The sequence below is a fragment of the Streptomyces sp. NPDC054813 genome (assembly GCF_053611365.1).
Genome location: NZ_JBSHAF010000012.1, coordinates 234194 through 253400 on the forward strand (window position 1 = coordinate 234194; position 19207 = coordinate 253400).

17 protein-coding genes are annotated in these 19207 nt (G+C 71.6%); 13 read left to right on the top strand and 4 right to left on the bottom strand.

Annotated features, from left to right (window positions below; translation table 11 throughout):
* Positions 1–501, bottom strand: a complete 501-nt coding sequence (locus ACWGJB_RS25475; protein ID WP_453382396.1) for an Lrp/AsnC family transcriptional regulator — start codon at positions 499–501, stop codon at positions 1–3.
* 175 nt (positions 502–676) lie between these two features.
* On the opposite strand from ACWGJB_RS25475, the gene pdhA (ACWGJB_RS25480) reads away from it, so the two are divergent.
* The 7 genes from pdhA (ACWGJB_RS25480) (at position 677) to ACWGJB_RS25510 (ending at position 8755) form a co-directional block, all read left to right on the top strand.
* Positions 677–1819: a pyruvate dehydrogenase (acetyl-transferring) E1 component subunit alpha gene (gene pdhA, locus ACWGJB_RS25480; protein WP_453382397.1), complete on the top strand. Its 1143-nt coding sequence runs from the start codon at positions 677–679 to the stop codon at positions 1817–1819.
* On the top strand, positions 1819–2823 hold the full coding sequence (locus ACWGJB_RS25485) for an alpha-ketoacid dehydrogenase subunit beta (protein ID WP_453382398.1): 1005 nt from the start codon (positions 1819–1821) through the stop codon (positions 2821–2823). Before pdhA (ACWGJB_RS25480) ends, ACWGJB_RS25485 begins: the two co-directional genes overlap by 1 nt.
* Complete coding sequence (locus ACWGJB_RS25490) at positions 2823–4151, top strand: dihydrolipoamide acetyltransferase family protein (RefSeq protein ID WP_453382399.1); 1329 nt, start codon at positions 2823–2825, stop codon at positions 4149–4151. Before ACWGJB_RS25485 ends, ACWGJB_RS25490 begins: the two co-directional genes overlap by 1 nt.
* Before the next feature lie 108 nt (positions 4152–4259).
* Complete coding sequence (locus ACWGJB_RS25495) at positions 4260–5237, top strand: NTP transferase domain-containing protein (RefSeq protein WP_453382400.1); 978 nt, start codon at positions 4260–4262, stop codon at positions 5235–5237.
* Complete coding sequence (locus tag ACWGJB_RS25500) at positions 5234–6643, top strand: molybdopterin molybdotransferase MoeA (RefSeq protein WP_453382401.1); 1410 nt, start codon at positions 5234–5236, stop codon at positions 6641–6643. Before ACWGJB_RS25495 ends, ACWGJB_RS25500 begins: the two co-directional genes overlap by 4 nt.
* Complete coding sequence (locus ACWGJB_RS25505; protein ID WP_453382402.1) at positions 6640–7737, top strand: potassium channel family protein; 1098 nt, start codon at positions 6640–6642, stop codon at positions 7735–7737. Before ACWGJB_RS25500 ends, ACWGJB_RS25505 begins: the two co-directional genes overlap by 4 nt.
* A gap of 37 nt (positions 7738–7774) precedes the next feature.
* On the top strand, positions 7775–8755 hold the full coding sequence (locus tag ACWGJB_RS25510) for an NAD(P)H-quinone oxidoreductase (protein ID WP_453382403.1): 981 nt from the start codon (positions 7775–7777) through the stop codon (positions 8753–8755).
* 8 nt (positions 8756–8763) lie between these two features.
* Here ACWGJB_RS25510 and ACWGJB_RS25515 read toward each other — a convergent pair whose 3' ends face one another.
* Positions 8764–9282, bottom strand: coding sequence for a hypothetical protein (locus ACWGJB_RS25515; RefSeq protein ID WP_453382404.1), 519 nt, complete (start codon positions 9280–9282; stop codon positions 8764–8766).
* 184 nt (positions 9283–9466) lie between these two features.
* Here ACWGJB_RS25515 and ACWGJB_RS25520 point away from each other — a divergent pair, with 184 nt between their 5' ends.
* Entirely contained in the window at positions 9467–10006 is a 540-nt protein-coding gene (locus tag ACWGJB_RS25520; RefSeq protein ID WP_360480622.1) for a bacterial proteasome activator family protein, read from the top strand.
* A 146-nt stretch (positions 10007–10152) separates the two neighbouring features.
* On the opposite strand, the gene ACWGJB_RS25525 is transcribed toward ACWGJB_RS25520, so the two are convergent.
* Entirely contained in the window at positions 10153–11805 is a 1653-nt protein-coding gene (locus ACWGJB_RS25525) for a protein kinase domain-containing protein (RefSeq protein ID WP_453382405.1), read from the bottom strand.
* 330 nt (positions 11806–12135) lie between these two features.
* On the opposite strand from ACWGJB_RS25525, the gene ACWGJB_RS25530 reads away from it, so the two are divergent.
* On the top strand, positions 12136–13719 hold the full coding sequence (locus ACWGJB_RS25530; protein WP_453382406.1) for a protein kinase domain-containing protein: 1584 nt from the start codon (positions 12136–12138) through the stop codon (positions 13717–13719).
* A gap of 37 nt (positions 13720–13756) precedes the next feature.
* On the opposite strand, the gene ACWGJB_RS25535 is transcribed toward ACWGJB_RS25530, so the two are convergent.
* Complete coding sequence (locus ACWGJB_RS25535; protein ID WP_453382407.1) at positions 13757–14773, bottom strand: phosphotransferase; 1017 nt, start codon at positions 14771–14773, stop codon at positions 13757–13759.
* 191 nt (positions 14774–14964) lie between these two features.
* On the opposite strand from ACWGJB_RS25535, the gene ACWGJB_RS25540 reads away from it, so the two are divergent.
* The 4 genes from ACWGJB_RS25540 to ACWGJB_RS25555 all read left to right on the top strand — a co-directional run bounded on the left by ACWGJB_RS25540 (position 14965) and on the right by ACWGJB_RS25555 (position 19081).
* Positions 14965–15156, top strand: coding sequence for a hypothetical protein (locus tag ACWGJB_RS25540; RefSeq protein ID WP_453382408.1), 192 nt, complete (start codon positions 14965–14967; stop codon positions 15154–15156).
* A 297-nt stretch (positions 15157–15453) separates the two neighbouring features.
* A complete protein-coding gene (gene pdhA / locus ACWGJB_RS25545; protein WP_453382409.1) occupies positions 15454–16668 on the top strand; it encodes a pyruvate dehydrogenase (acetyl-transferring) E1 component subunit alpha in 1215 nt (404 codons plus the stop codon).
* 3 nt (positions 16669–16671) lie between these two features.
* Positions 16672–17652 carry an alpha-ketoacid dehydrogenase subunit beta gene (locus ACWGJB_RS25550; RefSeq protein ID WP_453382410.1) on the top strand — a complete coding sequence of 327 codons (981 nt, stop codon included), beginning with the start codon at positions 16672–16674 and terminating at the stop codon, positions 17650–17652.
* Between the two features lie 10 nt (positions 17653–17662).
* Entirely contained in the window at positions 17663–19081 is a 1419-nt protein-coding gene (locus tag ACWGJB_RS25555) for a dihydrolipoamide acetyltransferase family protein (RefSeq protein ID WP_453382411.1), read from the top strand.
* Positions 19082–19207: the final 126 nt, after the last annotated feature.

A 19207-nucleotide genomic window follows, 5' to 3' on the forward strand; every position in this document is an offset into this window, starting at 1 on the left:
TCAGCCGCCCGGCTCCAGGTCCTCCTCCTCGAACACCAGCAGCGTGCGGGTGCTGAGCACCTCCGGGATCGCCTGGAGCCGGGTCAGCACCAGCTCGCGCAGCGCCCTGTTGTCGGGCGTGTGCACCAGGAGCAGGACGTCGAAGTCGCCGCCCACCAGGGCGATGTGGTCGGCGCCCGGCAGCTGCCGCAACTCCTCGCGCACCGTGCGCCAGCTGTTCTGGACGATCTTCAGCGTGATGTAGGCGGAGGTGCCGTGCCCGGCCCGCTCATGGTCCACCCGGGCGCCGAAACCGCGTATCACCCCGTCCTCGATCAGACGGTTGATACGCGCGTACGCGTTGGCGCGCGAGACGTGGACACGTTCGGCGACCGACCGTATCGAGGCCCGGCCGTCCGCCTGGAGGATCTGCAGGATGTCCTGATCAATGGCGTCCAGCGGGCGCGCGGGCGGCAGCGCGGCGCGGTCCTGCGGGCCCTCGGCCATTTGTTCAGGTGGCATGTCCCCCCGCCTTCCTACCATGGACGTACTGCGTTCATTCCAGGCTGTGGAGAACCGTTTGTCCACAGCCTGGAGCCGCCTGTAGCCAAAATGTGCTGACGACCGAACAATCGGTAGGTGGGACGGGTCACAGCCGATCCGTCTCCCGTAGCCACCCCCACGAGGAGGTGCCGTCATGACGGTCCTGGAGCAGCGAGGCGCATACCGCCCGTCGCCGCCGCCCGCCTGGCAACCCCGGACGGACCCCGCGCCCCTGCTGCCCGACGAGCGGCCCTTCCGCGTCCTCGGGACCGAGGCGGCCGCCAAGGCCGACCCGGAGCTGCTGCGCCGGCTCTACACCCGGCTGGTGCACGGCCGCCGGTACAACACACAGGCCACCGCCCTCACCAAACAGGGCCGCCTCGCCGTCTACCCCTCCAGCACCGGTCAGGAGGCCTGCGAGATCGCCGCCGCGCTGGCCCTGGAGGAGCGCGACTGGCTCTTCCCCAGCTACCGCGACACCCTCGCGGTCGTCGCCCGGGGCGTGGACCCCGTGGAGGCGCTCACCCTGCTGCGCGGCGACTGGCACACCGGCTACGACCCCTTCGCCCACCGCGTGGCGCCCCTCTCCACCCCGCTCGCCACCCAGCTCCCGCACGCCGTCGGCCTCGCCCACGCGGCCCGCCTCAAGGGCGACGACGTGGTCGCCCTCGCCATGGTCGGCGACGGCGGCACCAGCGAGGGCGACTTCCACGAGGCGCTGAACTTCGCCGCCGTCTGGCAGGCCCCGGTCGTCTTCCTGGTCCAGAACAACGGCTTCGCCATCTCCGTTCCGCTCGCCAAGCAGACCGCCGCCCCCTCCCTGGCCCACAAGGCCGTCGGGTACGGCATGCCGGGCCGCCTGGTCGACGGCAACGACGCGGCCGCCGTGCACCAGGTCCTCTCCGACGCCGTGCGGCACGCGCGCGAGGGCGGCGGCCCCACCCTGGTCGAGGCGGTGACCTACCGCATCGACGCCCACACCAACGCCGACGACGCCACCCGTTACCGGGGCGACGCCGAGGTGGACGCCTGGCGCGACCACGACCCGATCCTGCTGCTGGAGCGCGAGCTGACCGACCGCGGGCTGTTCGACGAGGACTTCGCACGGCACGCGCGCGAGGACGCCGAGACCATGGCCGCCGACCTGCGTGAGCGCATGAACCGCGACCCGGAGCTCGACCCCATGACCCTCTTCGACCAGGTGTACGCCGAGACCACCACCCAGCTGCGCGAGCAGCGCGCCATGCTGCGGGCCGAGTTGGAGGCCGAGCAGGCAGACCAGGAAGGCGGCCACTGATGACGACCGTCGCCGTCAAGCCCGCCACCATGGCACAGGCCCTCACCCGCGCGCTGCGCGACGCGATGGCCGCCGACCCCGCCGTGCACGTCATGGGCGAGGACGTCGGCGCCCTCGGCGGGGTCTTCCGGGTCACCGACGGCCTCGCCAAGGAGTTCGGCGAGGACCGCTGCACCGACACCCCGCTCGCCGAGGCCGGCATCCTCGGCACCGCCGTCGGCATGGCCATGTACGGGCTGCGCCCGGTCGTGGAGATGCAGTTCGACGCCTTCGCCTACCCCGGGTTCGAGCAGCTGATCAGCCATGTCGCCCGGATGCGCAACCGCACCCGCGGCCGGATGCCCCTGCCGATCACCGTCCGCATTCCCTACGGCGGCGGCATCGGCGGCGTCGAGCACCACAGCGACTCCTCCGAGGCCTACTACATGGCCACCCCCGGCCTGCACGTCGTCACCCCGGCCACGGTCGCCGACGCCTACGGCCTGCTGCGCGCCGCCATCGCCTCCGACGACCCGGTCGTCTTCCTCGAACCCAAGCGCCTGTACTGGTCCAAGGACACCTGGAACCCCGAGCACCCGACGGACGTTGAACCCATCGGCCGCGCGGTGGTGCGCCGCACAGGGCGCAGTGCCACGCTCATCACGTACGGCCCGTCCGTACCGGTCTGCCTCGAAGCCGCCGAGGCCGCCCAGGCGGAGGGCTGGGACCTCGAAGTCGTCGACCTGCGCTCCCTGGTGCCGTTCGACGACGAGACGGTCTGCGCCTCGGTACGGCGCACCGGGCGGGCGGTCGTCGTACACGAGTCGGGCGGGTTCGGCGGACCGGGAGGGGAGATCGCGGCCCGGGTCACGGAGCGCTGCTTCCACCACCTGGAGGCGCCGGTGCTGCGCGTGGCCGGGTTCGACATCCCCTACCCGCCGCCGATGCTGGAGCGCCACCACCTGCCCGGCGTCGACCGCATCCTGGACGCGGTGGCGCGTCTGCAGTGGGAGGCCGAGGGCTGATGGCACAGGTGCTGGAGTTCAAACTGCCCGACCTCGGGGAGGGGCTGACCGAGGCGGTGATCGTCAACTGGCTGGTCCAGGTCGGCGAGGTCGTCGCGATCGACCAGCCGGTCGTCGAGGTCGAGACGGCCAAGGCGATGGTCGAGGTCCCCTGCCCCTACGGCGGTGTGGTCACCGCCCGCTTCGGCGAGGAGGGCGCCGAACTGCCCGTCGGCGCCCCGCTGCTGACGGTCGCCGTCGGCGAGGCCACCCCGGCCCCCGAACCGGAGGGCTCCGGCAACGTCCTGGTGGGCTACGGCACCGGGGCACCCCCGGCGCGCCGCCGCCGGGCCCGCCCCAACGCACCGGACCGGGCCAACGGCACGGCCGGGAAGGCGACCGCCGTCGAAACGGCGGTCCCCGCGCCGCCTCCGCTCCCCGAGGGCCCCCTCCCGGTGATCTCCCCCCTGGTCCGCCGGCTCGCCCGGGACAACGGCCTGGACCTGCGCCGGCTCTCCGGCTCGGGCCCCGACGGCCTGATCCTGCGCGCCGACGTCGAGGACGCCCTGCGGGTCAGCGCGGCCCGCGCCGCCACCAAGACCCCGGTCGGCCCGCTGACCGCCCCGGCGAACCCTTCGGCCGGCCCGGCGAACGCCCAGACCGGCACCCGTACGCCTCTCAAGGGCATCCGGGGCGCGGTCGCCGACAAGCTCTCCCGCAGCCGCCGGGAGATCCCCGACGCGACCTGCTGGGTCGACGCCGACGCGACCGAGCTGATGCGCGCCCGAACCGCGATGAACGCGGCGGCCGGCCCGAAGATCTCCCTGCTCGCGCTGCTCGCGCGGATCAGTACGGCCGCCCTGGCCCGCTACCCCGAGCTGAACTCCTACGTCGACGTCGAGGCCCGCGAGATCGTCCAACTCGACCATGTCCATCTGGGATTCGCCGCCCAGACCGACCGGGGCCTGGTGGTCCCCGTCGTCCGGGACGCCCACACCCGCGACGCCGAGGCGCTGACGGCGGAGTTCGCCCGGCTGACCGAGGCGGCCCACACCGGAAAGCTCACCCCCGGCGAACTCACCGGCGGCACCTTCACGTTGAACAACTACGGCGTCTTCGGCGTCGACGGCTCCACGCCGATCATCAACCACCCCGAGGCGGCGATGCTCGGCGTGGGCCGCATCGTCCCGAAGCCGTGGGTGCACGAGGGCGAGCTGGCGGTCCGGCAGGTCGTCCAGCTGTCCCTCACCTTCGACCACCGGGTCTGCGACGGCGGCACGGCGGGCGGCTTCCTGCGGTACGTGGCGGACTGCGTGGAGAAGCCGGCGGTTCTCCTGAGGACGCTCTAGCCGGGTAGCGCCGGAGCACTTACAGGGGCGCATCCCGCATCCACTCCCTGCAGAGCGCACTCAGTCCCATCGGTTCCCAGTGATCCACCCTCCCCCCATACTCGAAAGGTGACCGACACCGAGCCGCCGGCCTACGACGCGATCGTGTTGGCCGGCGGCGCAGCGAGACGCCTCGGCGGGGCCGACAAACCCTCCGTCCGGGTAGGCGGCCGTCCCCTGCTGGACCGTGTGCTCACGGCCTGTGCCGGCGCCCGGAACACCGTCGTCGTGGCGGCGCCCCGCCCCACCTCCCGCGCGGTGCGCTGGACCCGCGAGGACCCTCCGGGCGGCGGCCCGGTCGCGGCCCTCGACGCCGGCCTGCGCCACACCACCGCCGACCTTGCGCTCGTACTCTCCGCGGACCTCCCGTTCCTCGAACAGGCGACCGTGGAGCGGCTGCTGACGGCCCTGCACAGCTCCGGCGCCGACGCCGCCCTGCTCACCGACGCCGAGGGCCGGGACCAGCCCCTGGTCGCGGCGTACCGCACGGCACCGCTCCGCCGCGCCCTGTCCGCCCTCGCCGAAGGCGACAGCCACAGCCACAGTCAGAGCCACGGCGACAGCCATGGCGACGGCGACGGCGACAGCGAGGCACCCGGCCGCACGGCCCCCGGCCTCGTCGGCCTCCCCCTGCGGCGTCTGACCGCCGCACTCGATCTCACCCGCGTCCCGGACCCCCTCGCGTCCTTCGACTGCGACACCTGGGACGACATCGCCGACGCCAGGGCACGCATCAGGGAGCATGGGCACGTGTTGGATGAATGGATCTCCGCAGTCAAGGACGAGCTGGGCATCGACCTGGACGTCGACACCGGCGTCCTGCTCGACCTGGCCAGGGACGCCGCGCACGGCGTGGCCCGCCCGGCCGCCCCTCTGACCACGTTCCTCGTCGGCTACGCGGCCGCACAGGGCAAGGGCGGCCCCGAGGCGGTCGCCGAGGCGGCCCGCAAGGCCGCCGCGCTGGCCCTGCGCTGGGAGGAAGAGGCGAACGCCGCCGAACAGTCCGCTTCCGGGAAGCCCGCCCCCGGCTCCGGGCCCGGCCGGTGACCGCCCCCGGCATCCGGGTCGGCGCGTCCGCCGGGAACACCGACGACGACCTCGACGTCGAGGAGGCGCTCGCCCTCGTGAGAGAGCCCAGGGAGCCCAGGGAGTTCGGCAAGGGTGTCACCGGCAGCCAGGCGCTTCCGCCCGTCGCCCAGAGCGAGCACGCCCAGGGCGGGCACGCCCACGGCGGCCCGTCGGCGCACCAGCACCGTGCCACGCCCTGGCCGCAGGCCCGCGAGATCGCCGCCCGCGCCGCCCGCTCGGGCGCCCGCAGGGCCCCTGTCTCCGTAACGCTGGCGGACGCGCTCGGTCTGGCCCTGGCCACCCCGCTGGACGCCCTGACCGACCTGCCCTCCTTCGACACCTCCGCGATGGACGGCTGGGCGGTGGCGGGCCCCGGTCCCTGGGACGTGCGTGAGGAGGGCGTCCTGGCCGGGCACGCGCAGCCCGAGCCGCTCACCGACGGCGAAGCGGTACGGATCGCCACCGGTGCCCGGATCCCGGCGGACACCACCGCGGTGCTGCGCAGCGAACACGGCCGTATCGACGCCCAGGGCCGGCTGCACCCCACCCGCGAGGTCGTGCACGGCCAGGACATCCGCCCGCGCGGCCAGGAGTGCCGTAGCGGCGACCAGTTGCTGTCCGTCGGGACCCTGGTCACCCCGGCCGTCCTCGGCCTCGCCGCGGCCGCCGGATACGACAACGTCACGGTCGTCCCGCGCCCCCGGGCCGAAGTCCTGATCCTCGGGGACGAGTTGCTCACCGAAGGGCTCCCGAGCGAAGGACGCATCCGGGACGCGCTCGGCCCGATGCTGCCGTCCTGGCTGCGCGCGTTCGGCGCCGAGGTGACCGCCGTACGCCGGCTCGGCGACGACGCCAAGGCCCTGTACAAGGCGATCACGTCGTCCGGCGCCGACCTCGTCGTCACCACCGGCGGCACCGCGTCCGGCCCGGTCGACCATGTCCACTCCACCCTGGAACGCATCGGGGCCGAACTCCTCGTCGACGGCGTCAAGGTCCGACCCGGCCACCCCATGCTGCTGGCCCGCACCCAGCAGAACCAGCACCTCGTGGGTCTCCCCGGCAACCCCCTGGCCGCCGTCTCCGGCCTGCTCACCCTCGCCGAACCCCTGCTGCGCACCCTCGCCGCCCACCCGGCCCCCGAGCCGTACGCGGTGCCCCTGGCGGAAGCGACGCACGGACACCCGTACGACACCCGGCTCATCCCGGTCGTCCTGCGCGGTGACGCGGCCGTTCCGCTGCACTACAACGGCCCTGCGATGCTCCGTGGCATCGCCGCCGCCGACGCACTCGCGGTCGTACCGCCGGGTGGGGCGCGGCAGGGCCAGGAGACGGAGCTGTTGGATCTGCCGTGGGCGGCCGCGGGGATCGAGGTGTGTTTCACGTGAAACTTCCGGGCCATGACGCCATCGCCCGCCAGGCGGACGAACATCTGGTGACCCAACGGGTGAAACTCCCGTCGAAAGTGGTGGAGCGCCCGATCCGCCAGGTCAGCAAACGGGTGTCACTGGCCCTGCTGTTGCTGGTCGCCACTGCGCTCATCGTCTATGCCGACCGCGACGGCTACAACGACACCTCGGACGGCAGCATCGACCTCCTCGATGCCTTCTACTACGCGACCGTCACCCTCTCCACCACCGGGTACGGCGACATCACCCCGGTCAGTGACGCCGCCCGGCTCACCAACATCTTCGTCATCACACCGCTGCGCGTGCTGTTCCTGATCATCCTGGTCGGCACCACGCTCGAAGTCCTCACCGAACGCACCCGGGAGGAATGGCGCCAGAACCGCTGGAGGTCCGCCTTGCGGGATCACACCGTCGTCGTCGGCTTCGGGACGAAGGGGCGGTCGGCGATCCAGACCGTCTGTGCGACGGGGCTGAACAAGGAGCAGGTGGTCGTCGTCGACCCCAGCGCCAAGGCGATCGAGGCGGCCACCGCCGAGGGCTACGCCGGGGTGATCGGGGACGCGACGCGCAGCGAGGTGCTCAAGCGGGCCGAGCTGCACAGGGCCCGGCAGATCATCATCGCGACCCAGCGGGACGACACGGCCGTGCTGGTGACCCTGACCGCCCGGCAGCTCAACAAGGGCGCGAAGATCGTGGCCGCGGTCCGTGAAGAGGAGAACGCACCGCTGCTGAAGCAGTCCGGCGCAGACGCCGTCATCACCAGCGCGAGCGCCGCCGGGCGCCTGCTGGGGCTGTCCGTGCTGAGTCCGGCCGCCGGCATGGTCATGGAGGACCTGATCCAGCAGGGCACAGGCCTGGACCTGGTGGAGCGCCCGGCGGTCAAGGCCGAGGTCGGCAAGACCCCGCGCGAGACGGCCGACCTGGTGGTGAGCGTCCTCCGCGGACACCGGGTGCTCGGCTACGACGACCCGGCCGTCGGCACCATCCAGCTGACGGACCGGCTGATCACGATCGTGCGGGCCTCCCCGGGCACCCGGGTCGCCCCGGACATACGACCGTTGCCCCGGGCCTGACCGGGAGTGCTGCCGGGCGAGGGGTAGCGTCGGCCGCATGTATGCGATCACGATTCCCGAACCTGGTGGGCCCGAGGCGCTGGTGTGGGACGAGGTCCCCGATCCCGTGCCCGGGGAGGGCGAGGTGCTGGTCGAGGTGGTGGCCAGTGCCGTCAACCGTGCCGACATCCTGCAGCGGCAGGGCAACTACAACCCGCCGCCCGGCGCTTCCGCCTATCCCGGTCTGGAGTGCTCCGGCCGGATCGTCGAGGTCGGCCCCGGTGTCTCCGGCTGGTCGGTCGGCGACGAGGTGTGCGCACTGCTCGCGGGAGGCGGCTATGCGCAGAAGGTCGCCGTCCCGGCCGGGCAGCTGCTGCCGGTGCCGGAGGGCGTGGACCTGAAGCAGGCGGCCGCGCTGCCCGAGGTGGCCTGCACGGTCTGGTCGAACGTCTTCATGATCTCCCACCTGCGCCCCGGTGAGACGCTGCTCGTGCACGGCGGCTCCAGCGGCATCGGCACCATGGCGATCCAGCTGGGCAAGTCGATCGGCGCCAAGGTCGCGGTCACCGCGGGTACCAAGGAGAAGCTGGACTTCTGTGCGGAGCTGGGCGCGGACATCCTCGTCAACTACCGCGACCAGGACTTCGTCACCGAGGTGCGGCAGGCCACCGACGGTGCCGGGGCCGACGTCATCCTCGACAACATGGGCGCCAGTTACCTGGACCGGAACGTGCGGGCCCTCGCCGTCAACGGACGGCTCGCGATCATCGGTATGCAGGGCGGGGTGCAGGGCGAGCTGAACATCGGTGCGCTGCTCGGCAAGCGGGCCGCGATCAGCGCGACCTCGCTGCGCGCCCGTCCGCTCGGCGAGAAGGCGGCCATCGTCGCGGCCGTGCGCGAGCATGTGTGGCCGTTGATCGAGGGCGGCCATGTCCGGCCGGTCGTCGACCGGGAGCTGCCGATGGCCGAGGCGGCCGAGGCCCAGCGGCTGGTGGAGGCCAGCGGGCACATCGGCAAGGTCCTCCTCGTGGCCCCCTAGCGCAGGATCTAGCTCCGCCGCACCCGAAGGGCGACGAAGGCGAGGCCGAGCCCGAGGCCGATCAGGACCAGGCCGCTGCCCAGCGGAAGGATGTGCAGCACGGGCTCGGAGCCGTCGTCCTCGTTGTGGGCCACGGCCTGGTGGGTGGGGTGCGGCTGGGGCGCGCTGGGCACCAGCTCGACATCCCGGGGCGGCTGCGCCGAGGTGGCGGCCGGACTGGCGTCATCGGTCTCCTCGCCGGGCTCGTCTTCGTCCTCGTCCTGCCCCTGGACGGCCGCCGCCGGGCCCTGGGGCCGTCCTGGCCGCAGCCTGCCCTCACCGGCCAGGGTTCCGGCCCGGGACGGCTCGGGGGAGGCCGAGGCGTCGGCGGAGTCCGAGGACACCGGCTCGGGGCCATGGACGACCACGGGCTCGGGGCCGTACGCGACGGCCGTGCCGTACGGCAGCAGGACCGTCGCGAGGACGAGCAGCAGGCGGACCGGCGCGAGCCGTACGCCGCCGAGGGTGGATCGCGGCCTTGGAGTCACGTCGGTGACCTCCTGGAACACAGTCGTCAGAGCCGACGGACACCAGCCTCACATTCACCGACAAGCCCGGCATTTCTGATTCGGCCGATGGGTCTACGCCCGTCAGGGGCGGCTCCGAGAGGTGGATCAGGCTCAACGGGGGGCACCACGGTGGTGAGGTGTACGGGTGCGAGAGAATGGCGGCATGGAGATGCCGAGGAACGAACGGTCGCCCGAGAACCCGCAGATCCTGGTCGTGGGCCAGGACGGGATGGCACTCGGTGGCGGCAACGGGGACGAGGACTCCCGCGAGATCCCGGTGACGGAGATGGTGGAACAGCCCGCCAAGGTCATGCGGATCGGTAGCATGATCAAGCAGCTCCTGGAGGAGGTGCGCGCGGCTCCTCTCGACGAGGCCAGCCGGGTCCGGCTCAAGGAGATCCACGCCAGCTCCGTGAAGGAGCTGGAGGACGGTCTGGCGCCGGAGCTGGTGGAGGAGCTGGAGCGGCTCTCGCTGCCCTTCACCGACGACGTGACCCCGACCGACGCGGAACTGCGTATCGCGCAGGCCCAGTTGGTGGGCTGGCTGGAAGGCCTTTTCCACGGGATCCAGACGACCCTGTTCGCCCAGCAGATGGCTGCCCGTGCCCAGCTGGAGCAGATGCGCCGGGCGCTGCCGCCGGGGGTCGGCGACGCGGGCGAGGAACACGGACCGGCCGGCCGCTCCGGCGGACCGTACCTCTAGGACTACCGGGCAGGAAGCGGAGCGGGCCTCGGAACAGGCCTGCCGAGGCGGCTTTCAGAGCAGGCCTCCTGAGACGGCGAAGGGCCCGGCGGTAGCACCGCCGGGCCCTTACTGCTGCGTAGTACTGCGACTACTGCGCCGCTGTCTCAGCCGGTGGCCGGGTTGCCCGTCGACACCTTGAGCTCGATCGTCGGCATTTCCGAGGGGTCGACATCCGTGCCGGAGGTCGGGAACTGGTCCATGATCGTGCCGTCGCCGTACGTGTTCTCGTCCACGGAAGTGATCTTCATCCGCCAGCCGGCGGCCTGGAAGCACTCCTTGACCGACTTGAGGTACTTGAACTTGAAGTTCGGGACCTGGATCTTGTCGGCGTCGTCGTACGACTCCTGCGGCTCGGTGCACTCGGACTTCTCGATGGTCCTCGAGGTGTCCGGGCCGCGGTAGCCCGACGCGTGCGAGGCCCCGGCGCTCGCGGTGGCGCCACCGCTGCCGCTTCCGCCGTTGTCGTCCTCGCCGCCGCCGTTGTTCAGCGCCAGCGCGACGACCAGACCGATCACCGCGACCAGCGAGACCACGATCGACCCGATGACCACCGGCCGGTTGCCCCTGCCCCCACCACCGCCGGAGGACGGCGACTGGGGGGTGATGTTGTACGGCGGCGGGGTCGACGGCGCCGGCTGGGCGTACCCGGCCGGCGTCTGGTAGCCGGCCTGCTGCGGATAGCCGTACGCCGGAACGGGGCCCGGAGCAGGAGCCGGGGTGCCGTACGGATTCGAGGTCGGCATCGGCTGGTACGGGGTCTGCACCGGCCCGGGAGGCGCCGGTGTCGCCTGGTCGACCGGCGGGAACACCGCGGAGCCGACCCCGGAGCCGCTCTGCGTGGGCGGGATGCCCGGGACGATGCTGGGCGCGGCCGGCTGGAGCGAGGCGGCGACCCGCAGGCACTCGTCGCGCATGGACTCGGCGGTCGGGAAGCGCTCGTTCGGGTTCTTCTTCAGGGCGCGGGCGACCAGCGCGTCCACGGCCGGGGGAAGGGCACGGTTGACCGAGGAGGGAGCGACCGGCTCCTCCTGAACATGCGCGTAGGCGATGGCCAGCGGCGAGTCCGCGTCGAACGGCAGCCGGCCGGTGACCAGCTGGAACAGCATGATGCCGACCGAGTAGAGGTCGGAGCGGGCGTCCACGCCCCGGCCGAGCGCCTGCTCCGGGGAGAGGTACTGCGGGGTGCCGACGACCATGCCCGTCTGCGTCATCGAGGTGACCCCGGACTGCATCGCACGGGCGATGCCGAAGTCCATCACCTTGACGACCCCGCGCTTGGTCATCATCACGTTGCCGGGCTTGATGTCGCGGTGGACCAGCCCCATCTCGTGGCTGATCTCCAGCGCGGCCAGTACGTCGGCGGTGATCTTCAACGCCTTGTCGGCGGGCATCGCGCCGTACTGCGTCACGTCCTCGTCGAGCACCGAGCCGAGCGGGCGGCCCTCGACGTACTCCATGACGATGTACGGCATGGTCGAGCCGTCGAGGTCCTCCTCCCCGGTGTCGAAGACGGAGACGATGTTGGTGTGCGTGAGCTTGGCCACTGCCTGGGCCTCGCGGCGGAAGCGCTCGCGGAAGGCCTGTTCCCGGCCGAGTTCGGTGTGCAGGGTCTTGATCGCGACCTGCCGGTCCAGGACCGTGTCGTACGCCAGGTGCACGGAGGCCATACCGCCCGCGCCGAGCAGGTCGCGCAGTTGGTAGCGGCCACCGGCCAGAGCCCGCCCCACGTAACGGCCGTGTGCGCCGTCCTGGCTCATTTTCCCCGTCCCCCGTCGGGCGCTCAGGCACCCTTGTTGATCGAATATCCCATTCCTGGTCAAGTTCCGGGCCAAGTCTGCCCGAGGGCACTGACACGTCAAGCGCGGTGCCCGTTCCGTGACCGTACGCGAAAGAAGAGGCGCGGAAGCGTTACAGCTGCCGTACCTCCGGTACACGGAATTTGCACGACAGCGCGGGGTACGGGTTTGATGACCGGTCCGTCCACGGGCCGGAACCCGGACCTGGGGGTTGCGCGGAGGCTGTAGCGTGGCCGACGGAGACCGTGACAACACCGCGCGCACCGCGGGCAGAAACGACGGCGAGGACCGATGGCACAGACGCACAGCGCCCAGGGCCCGTCCGACCCCGAGGCGACTGGCGGCGGCATGTCAGACACGCCGGAGATGTGGGGCAACGGCGGCCTGGTCGGCGACGGCCGTTACCGGCTCACCCACCGGCTCGGCCGGGGCGGCATGGCCGAGGTGTTCGCCGCCGAGGACGTACGGCTCGGCCGGACCGTGGCCGTCAAGCTGCTGCGCGCCGATCTCGCCGAGGACCCGGTCTCCAAGGCCCGTTTCACCCGCGAGGCACAGTCGGTCGCCGGGCTCAACCACCACGCGATCGTGGCGGTGTACGACTCCGGCGAGGACGTCGTCGGCGGCCAGTCCGTGCCGTACATCGTGATGGAACTGGTCGAGGGCCGCACCATCCGCGACCTGCTGATCAACGCCGAGGCGCCGGGCCCCGAGCAGGCTCTGATCATCACGTCCGGGGTGCTGGAGGCGCTGGCCTACTCGCACCAGCACGGCATCGTGCACCGTGACATCAAGCCCGCCAACGTGATCATCACCCACAACGGCGCGGTCAAGGTGATGGACTTCGGCATCGCCCGCGCGCTGCACGGTGCGTCCACGACGATGACGCAGACCGGCATGGTCATGGGCACCCCCCAGTACCTCTCCCCGGAGCAGGCGCTCGGCAAGGCCGTCGACCACCGCTCCGACCTGTACGCCACCGGCTGTCTGCTGTACGAACTCCTCTCGCTGCGGCCGCCCTTCATCGGCGAGACCCCGCTGTCGGTGGTCTACCAGCACGTCCAGGACATCCCGGTGCCGCCGTCCCAGACCTCCGAGGGCGTCGCCCCGCCGGAGCTGGACGGCCTCGTCATGCGCTCGCTCGCCAAGGAGCCCGACGACCGCTTCCAGACCGCCGAGGAGATGCGCGGCCTGGTCCAGTACGGCCTGCAGATGCTGTACGCCCAGGGCGCCCACACCGGCACCTGGAACACCGGCCCGGTCACCGTGCACGACGGCCGGCACGCCTCGGCGGGCGGTTTCGCCGGCACGACGGTGCAGCACCCGATGGACTCCAACGGGACCTCGCAGATCCCGCAGCCGATCCTGCCGTCCGGCTACGGCGGCGGTGACGACGGCGGCTTCGAGGGTCACGGCAACCGGGGCAGCGGCCGCGGCAAGCTGTGGATCCTGGCCGTCTTCGCGGTGATCGCCATCGCGGCGGGCGTCGCGCTGGCGCTGAACAAGGGTGGCGGCGACGGCGGTGACCCGGGGACGTCGACGTCGCCGAGCGTCTCGCAGTCCACCAAGGACGAGACGCCCAGCGAGAGCCCCACCGACAAGGCCAGCGACACGGCCACGGACACGGAGACCGGCACCAGCGGCTCGGGCAACAACGACAACTCCCACTACACGCCGTCGGAGACCCCGTCGTACACCCAGTCCCAGACGGAGAGCACCGGCCCGACCGACGAGCCCTCGGACACGGCGAGCGCCTCGCAGCCCACCGACACCGCGAGCTCCCCCGTGACGGACCCCACCGAATCGACGGGCACGGACGGCGGCAGCGGCAACACGGACGAGGGTTCCGTCGCCGGCACCGGCCTGGGCAACCCCTGAAGGACAGCGACACCCCCGCGGGGCTGAGCGACGGTCCTCACCGGACGAACGCGTCGCACACCGCGTCGTACTCGCTGGTCCACCACACGGCCAGCGCCGAGGCGGCCGGGAACTGAGAGTCCGCGCGGGTGTCGCCGCGCTCGTAGTGCCAGCGCAGCATCCAGAAGTCGTTGAGCCGTTCCCACCACACGCGGTGCACGGCCGCCGCCAGCTCCGAGGGCGTGGCGCCGGCCGCGCGCCGGTACGCGCGCGCGTACGCCCGCACCTTCGGCAGGTCGAGCGCCCCCGCCGGGCGCACGAAGAAGATCGCGGCGGCACGCACGGCCTCCTCCGCGCGGGGCTGCACGCCCAGCCGGTCCCAGTCGACGATCGCGGCGGGTGCGTCGTCCTTGTAGAGCAGGTTGAACGGGTGGAAGTCGCCGTGCACCCAGCCCACCGAGGCGCCGCGCGGGGGGCGCCGGCCGGCGTGCTGCTCCAGGAGCGCGCGGCGTTCGAGCAGCCGGTGGCGGGCGAGTTCGTCGAAGGCGTCGGCGGGGCGGTGCCGGCTGACGTGGGCGAGCAGGTCGTCGATGAGCGCGAAGGTGTCGGCGGGGTCGGCGCTCTCGACGGGATGGGGGCTTGTAGCCGGGCGCGTGCGCCCCTTGGGGGGCATCACGCGCTCCAGGCAGGCGTGCACGGCGCCCAGCAGCGCACCGAGCCGCGCGCACTCCCCGTGCGTGAGCTGCCCGCCGTGCCGGTGCCTGCCGTCGATCCAAGGGTGCAGCGCGTAGGCGTGGCCGCCGACGACGGCGACCGTTCGGCCCTCGCGGTGGGCCAGCGGCGGGGCGACCGGGACCCCGAGGGCGGCCAGGCGCTGGGTGGCCAGGTGGCGGCGCTCGATGGCGGCCGGGTCGGCGGTGTCCGGGTCGAAGTGGTGTTTGAGGAAGTAACGGCCGTGGGTGGTGCGGACGTGGTAGCCGCGGTTGAGCAGGCCCTGTTCCACGGGTTCGCAAGTGAGCGCGGAACCGGCGGCGTACAGCCGGAGCAGGGCGCCCAGAGGGGGCGCATGGGGCATTGGGGGTGGTACACATGGGCGCGGCACGCGGCAGATGCTAGGGCAACGCCTGGGCCTGTGAGCTGGGGATTGTCGCAGGCAGTCGCTGTTGGTCGCTTTCGGTCACGTGGTGGACGGTGACGGACCCGGGTGCGCCGACCGGGTGCACGGGAACGAACGGTTCGCCGTCAGCGGCGCCGATCCGCCGGTCGGTGAGCCCCTCGCCGGCCACCTCGATGTCCGGCTCCGTGGAGCTCGACGTCCGGCTCCGTGGAGAGCGTCTCGTGGATGCCCCGGCCGACGACCTCATGGTCGTCGAGGAGAAATGCGATAATTTGTCCTTCTTCGCCCACGACGTCGGTCTCGCACACGAGCTCTTCCCGTGGCCCGGTGCGGCGGGATAACGTGCGGTAGCTCCGGCCTCCTGCAAGGCTCTGACCAGCGACCTTCCGGCCCATGTCGATTTACTAGGAAGCCCAAGCAAAAAGTACTTGGATTTCCAAGCAAAATCGCAGGTCAGGAGGGGTTTCACAGAAATGTGGAGCACTGGGTAACGTGCATCTTGCAGGGCGCTCGCCGGGGCACCTGTCACGCCTGTTCCCGTCCGAGTGGCACCCACCCCGTGCCACGCGTATCGGAAGCAGGTGAGCCGCACTGGTTCACCCGGCAACCCCGGGGGCCGGACCGACGGAGGAGCACACGTGACCGTGGACAGCAGTGCCGCGAGCCAACCGCGACGCAGCGCCGCAGGCAAAGCCGGTACCACCGGCAGCAAGACCGGCACCAAGCGCACCACTCGTACCACCACGCATCGCACCACCACGAAGAAGAGCACCGATCCCGAACTCGTGCAGCTGCTGACGCCCGAGGGCAAGCGGGTCAAGAACGCCGAGTACGACGCGTATGTCGCCGGGATCACCCCCGACGAACTGCGCGGGCTGTACCGCGACATGGTGCTCACCCGCCGCTTCGACGCCGAGGCCACCGCCCTGCAGCGCCAGGGCGAGCTGGGCCTGTGGGCGTCCCTGCTCGGGCAGGAGGCCGCCCAGATCGGCTCCGGGCGTGCCACCCGCGAGGACGACTACGTCTTCCCGACCTACCGCGAGCACGGCGTGGCCTGGTGCCGCGGGGTCGATCCGACCAACCTGCTGGGCATGTTCCGCGGCGTCAACCACGGCGGCTGGGACCCCAACAGCAACAACTTCCACCTCTACACCATCGTCATCGGCTCCCAGACCCTGCACGCCACCGGCTACGCCATGGGCGTCGCCAAGGACGGCGCGGACTCGGCGGTCATCGCCTACTTCGGCGACGGCGCCTCCAGCCAGGGCGACGTCGCCGAATCGTTCACCTTCGCCGCGGTCTACAACGCCCCGGTGGTGTTCTTCTGCCAGAACAACCAGTGGGCGATCTCCGAGCCGACCGAGAAGCAGACCCGCGTCCCGCTCTACCAGCGCGCCCAGGGCTTCGGCTTCCCCGGCGTCCGCGTGGACGGCAACGACGTGCTGGCCTGCCTCGCGGTCACCAAGTGGGCGCTGGAGCGCGCCCGCAGCGGCGAGGGCCCGACGCTGGTCGAGGCGTACACCTACCGGATGGGCGCCCACACCACCTCCGACGACCCGACCAAGTACCGGGCCGACGAGGAGCGCGAGGCCTGGGAGGCCAAGGACCCGATCCTGCGCCTTCGCCGGTACCTGGAGGCCTCAAACCACGCGGACGAGGGATTCTTCGCGGAACTCGAAGCCGAGTCCGAGGCGTTGGGCAGGCGAGTGCGCGAAGCGGTCCGAGCCATGCCGGACCCGGACAACTTCGCCATGTTCGAGCATGTGTACGCGGACGGGCACGCGCTCGTCGACGAGGAACGAGCCCAGTTCGCCGCCTACCAGGCGTCGTTCGCGGACGTAGAGGGGGTCTGACTCATGGCAGCGGAAAAGATGGCGGTGGCCAAGGCGATCAACGAGTCGCTGCGCCGCGCCCTGGAGGCCGACCCCAAGGTCCTCGTCATGGGCGAGGACGTCGGCAAGCTCGGCGGCGTCTTCCGCGTCACCGACGGCCTGCAGAAGGACTTCGGCGAGAGCCGCGTCATCGACACCCCCCTCGCGGAGTCCGGCATCGTCGGTACCGCGATCGGCCTCGCCCTGCGCGGCTACCGCCCGGTGGTGGAGATCCAGTTCGACGGCTTCGTCTTCCCGGCGTACGACCAGATCGTCACCCAGCTCGCGAAGATGCACGCCCGCTCGCTCGGCAAGGTGAAGATGCCGGTCGTCGTGCGTATCCCCTACGGCGGCGGCATCGGCGCGGTCGAGCATCACTCGGAGTCCCCCGAGGCGCTGTTCGCGCACGTGGCGGGCCTGAAGATCGTCTCCCCGTCCAACTCCTCGGACGCCTACTGGATGATGCAGCAGGCCATCCAGAGCGACGACCCGGTGATCTTCTTCGAGCCCAAGCGCCGCTACTGGGACAAGGGCGAGGTCAACACGGAGGCCATCCCCGGCCCGCTGCACAAGGCGCGGGTGGCCCGCGAGGGCACCGACCTCACTCTGGCCGCCTACGGCCCGATGGTGAAGCTCTGCCAGGAGGTCGCCGACGCGGCCGCCGAGGAGGGCAAGTCCCTGGAGGTCCTCGACCTGCGGTCCGTCTCCCCGCTGGACTTCGACTCCATCCAGGCCTCGGTCGAGAAGACCCGCCGCCTGGTCGTGGTTCACGAGGCGCCGGTGTTCTTCGGCTCGGGCGCGGAGATCGCCGCCCGGATCACCGAGCGCTGTTTCTACCACCTGGAGGCCCCGGTGCTCCGGGTGGGCGGCTACCACGCCCCCTATCCGCCGGCCCGCCTGGAGGAGGAGTACCTTCCGGGCCTGGATCGGGTGCTCGACGCCGTCGACCGTGCCCTGGCGTACTGAGGAGAGGGTCGTGACGACGATGACGGAAGCGTCCGTACGCGAGTTCAAGATGCCGGACGTGGGCGAGGGGCTCACCGAGGCCGAGATCCTCAAGTGGTACGTCCAGCCGGGCGACACGGTCACCGACGGCCAGGTGGTGTGCGAGGTCGAGACGGCCAAGGCGGCCGTCGAACTGCCCATCCCCTACGACGGAGTGGTGCGCGAGCTGCGCTTCGCCGAGGGCACCACGGTCGACGTGGGCACGGCGATCATCTCGGTGGACGTGTCGGGCGGAGCATCCGCTCCCGCGGCGGAGCCCGCGCCGGCTGCGGAGCCGGAGGAGAAGCCGCAGGGCCGCCAGCCGGTCCTCGTCGGCTACGGCGTGGCGGCCTCCTCCACGAAGCGCCGCCCGCGCAAGGGCCCGGAGGCGACGGCCGCCGAGGCGGCGGTCAAGGCGGCGGTCCAGAAGGAGCTCAACGGCCACGGCCATGCCGAGGTCGCCGCAGTGGTCCCCGAGGTGCCCGCCGTGGAGCGTGCCCGCCCGCTGGCGAAGCCGCCGGTGCGCAAGCTGGCGAAGGACCTGGGCGTCGACCTGGCCACGGTGACCCCGTCGGGCCCGGAGGGCGTCATCACGCGCGAGGACATCCACGCGGCGGTGGCGGCCGTACCGACGGCGGTCCCGGAACCGGCCCAGGCCGTACCGGCGGCTCCCGCCGTTGCGGCGGCGCCCACACCGGCGTACGACGGTGTGCGTGAGACCCGCGTTCCCATCAAGGGCGTCCGCAAGGCGACGGCGTCGGCGATGGTGGGTTCGGCGTTCACGGCCCCGCATGTCACGGAGTTCGTGACGGTGGACGTGACCCGCACGATGAAGCTGGTGGAGGAACTGAAGCAGGACAAGGACCTGCAAGGCCTCCGGGTGAACCCGCTCCTCCTCATCGCCAAGGCCCTGCTGATCGCGATCCGGCGCAACCCGGACATCAACGCGTCCTGGGACGAGGCGAACCAGGAGATCGTGCTCAAGCACTACGTCAACCTGGGTATCGCCGCGGCCACCCCGCGGGGCCTGATCGTCCCGAACATCAAGGACGCCCACGCGAAGACGCTGCCGCAGCTGGCCGAGTCCCTCGGTGAGCTGGTGGCCACGGCCCGGGACGGCAAGACCTCGCCCGGTGCCATGCAGGGCGGCACGGTGACGATCACCAATGTCGGTGTCTTCGGCATCGACACGGGGACGCCGATCCTCAACCCGGGCGAGGCGGCGATCCTGGCGGTCGGCGCGATCAAGCTCCAGCCGTGGGTCCACAAGGGCAAGGTCAAGCCCCGCCAGGTCACCACGCTGGCCCTGTCCTTCGACCACCGCCTGGTCGACGGCGAACTGGGCTCCAAGGTCCTCGCGGACATCGCGGCGATCCTGGAACAGCCGAAGCGGTTGATTACCTGGGGCTGAGGGCGGATAGGTTGGGAGAGTGGGGGGGGGCCGAAAAAACGTTTAGAACCCCCCACACAAAAATAAAAGAGACAGCAGCTGTAACACCGCCCCCCCCCCCCACCCCCCCCCCCCGAGGAAACATAG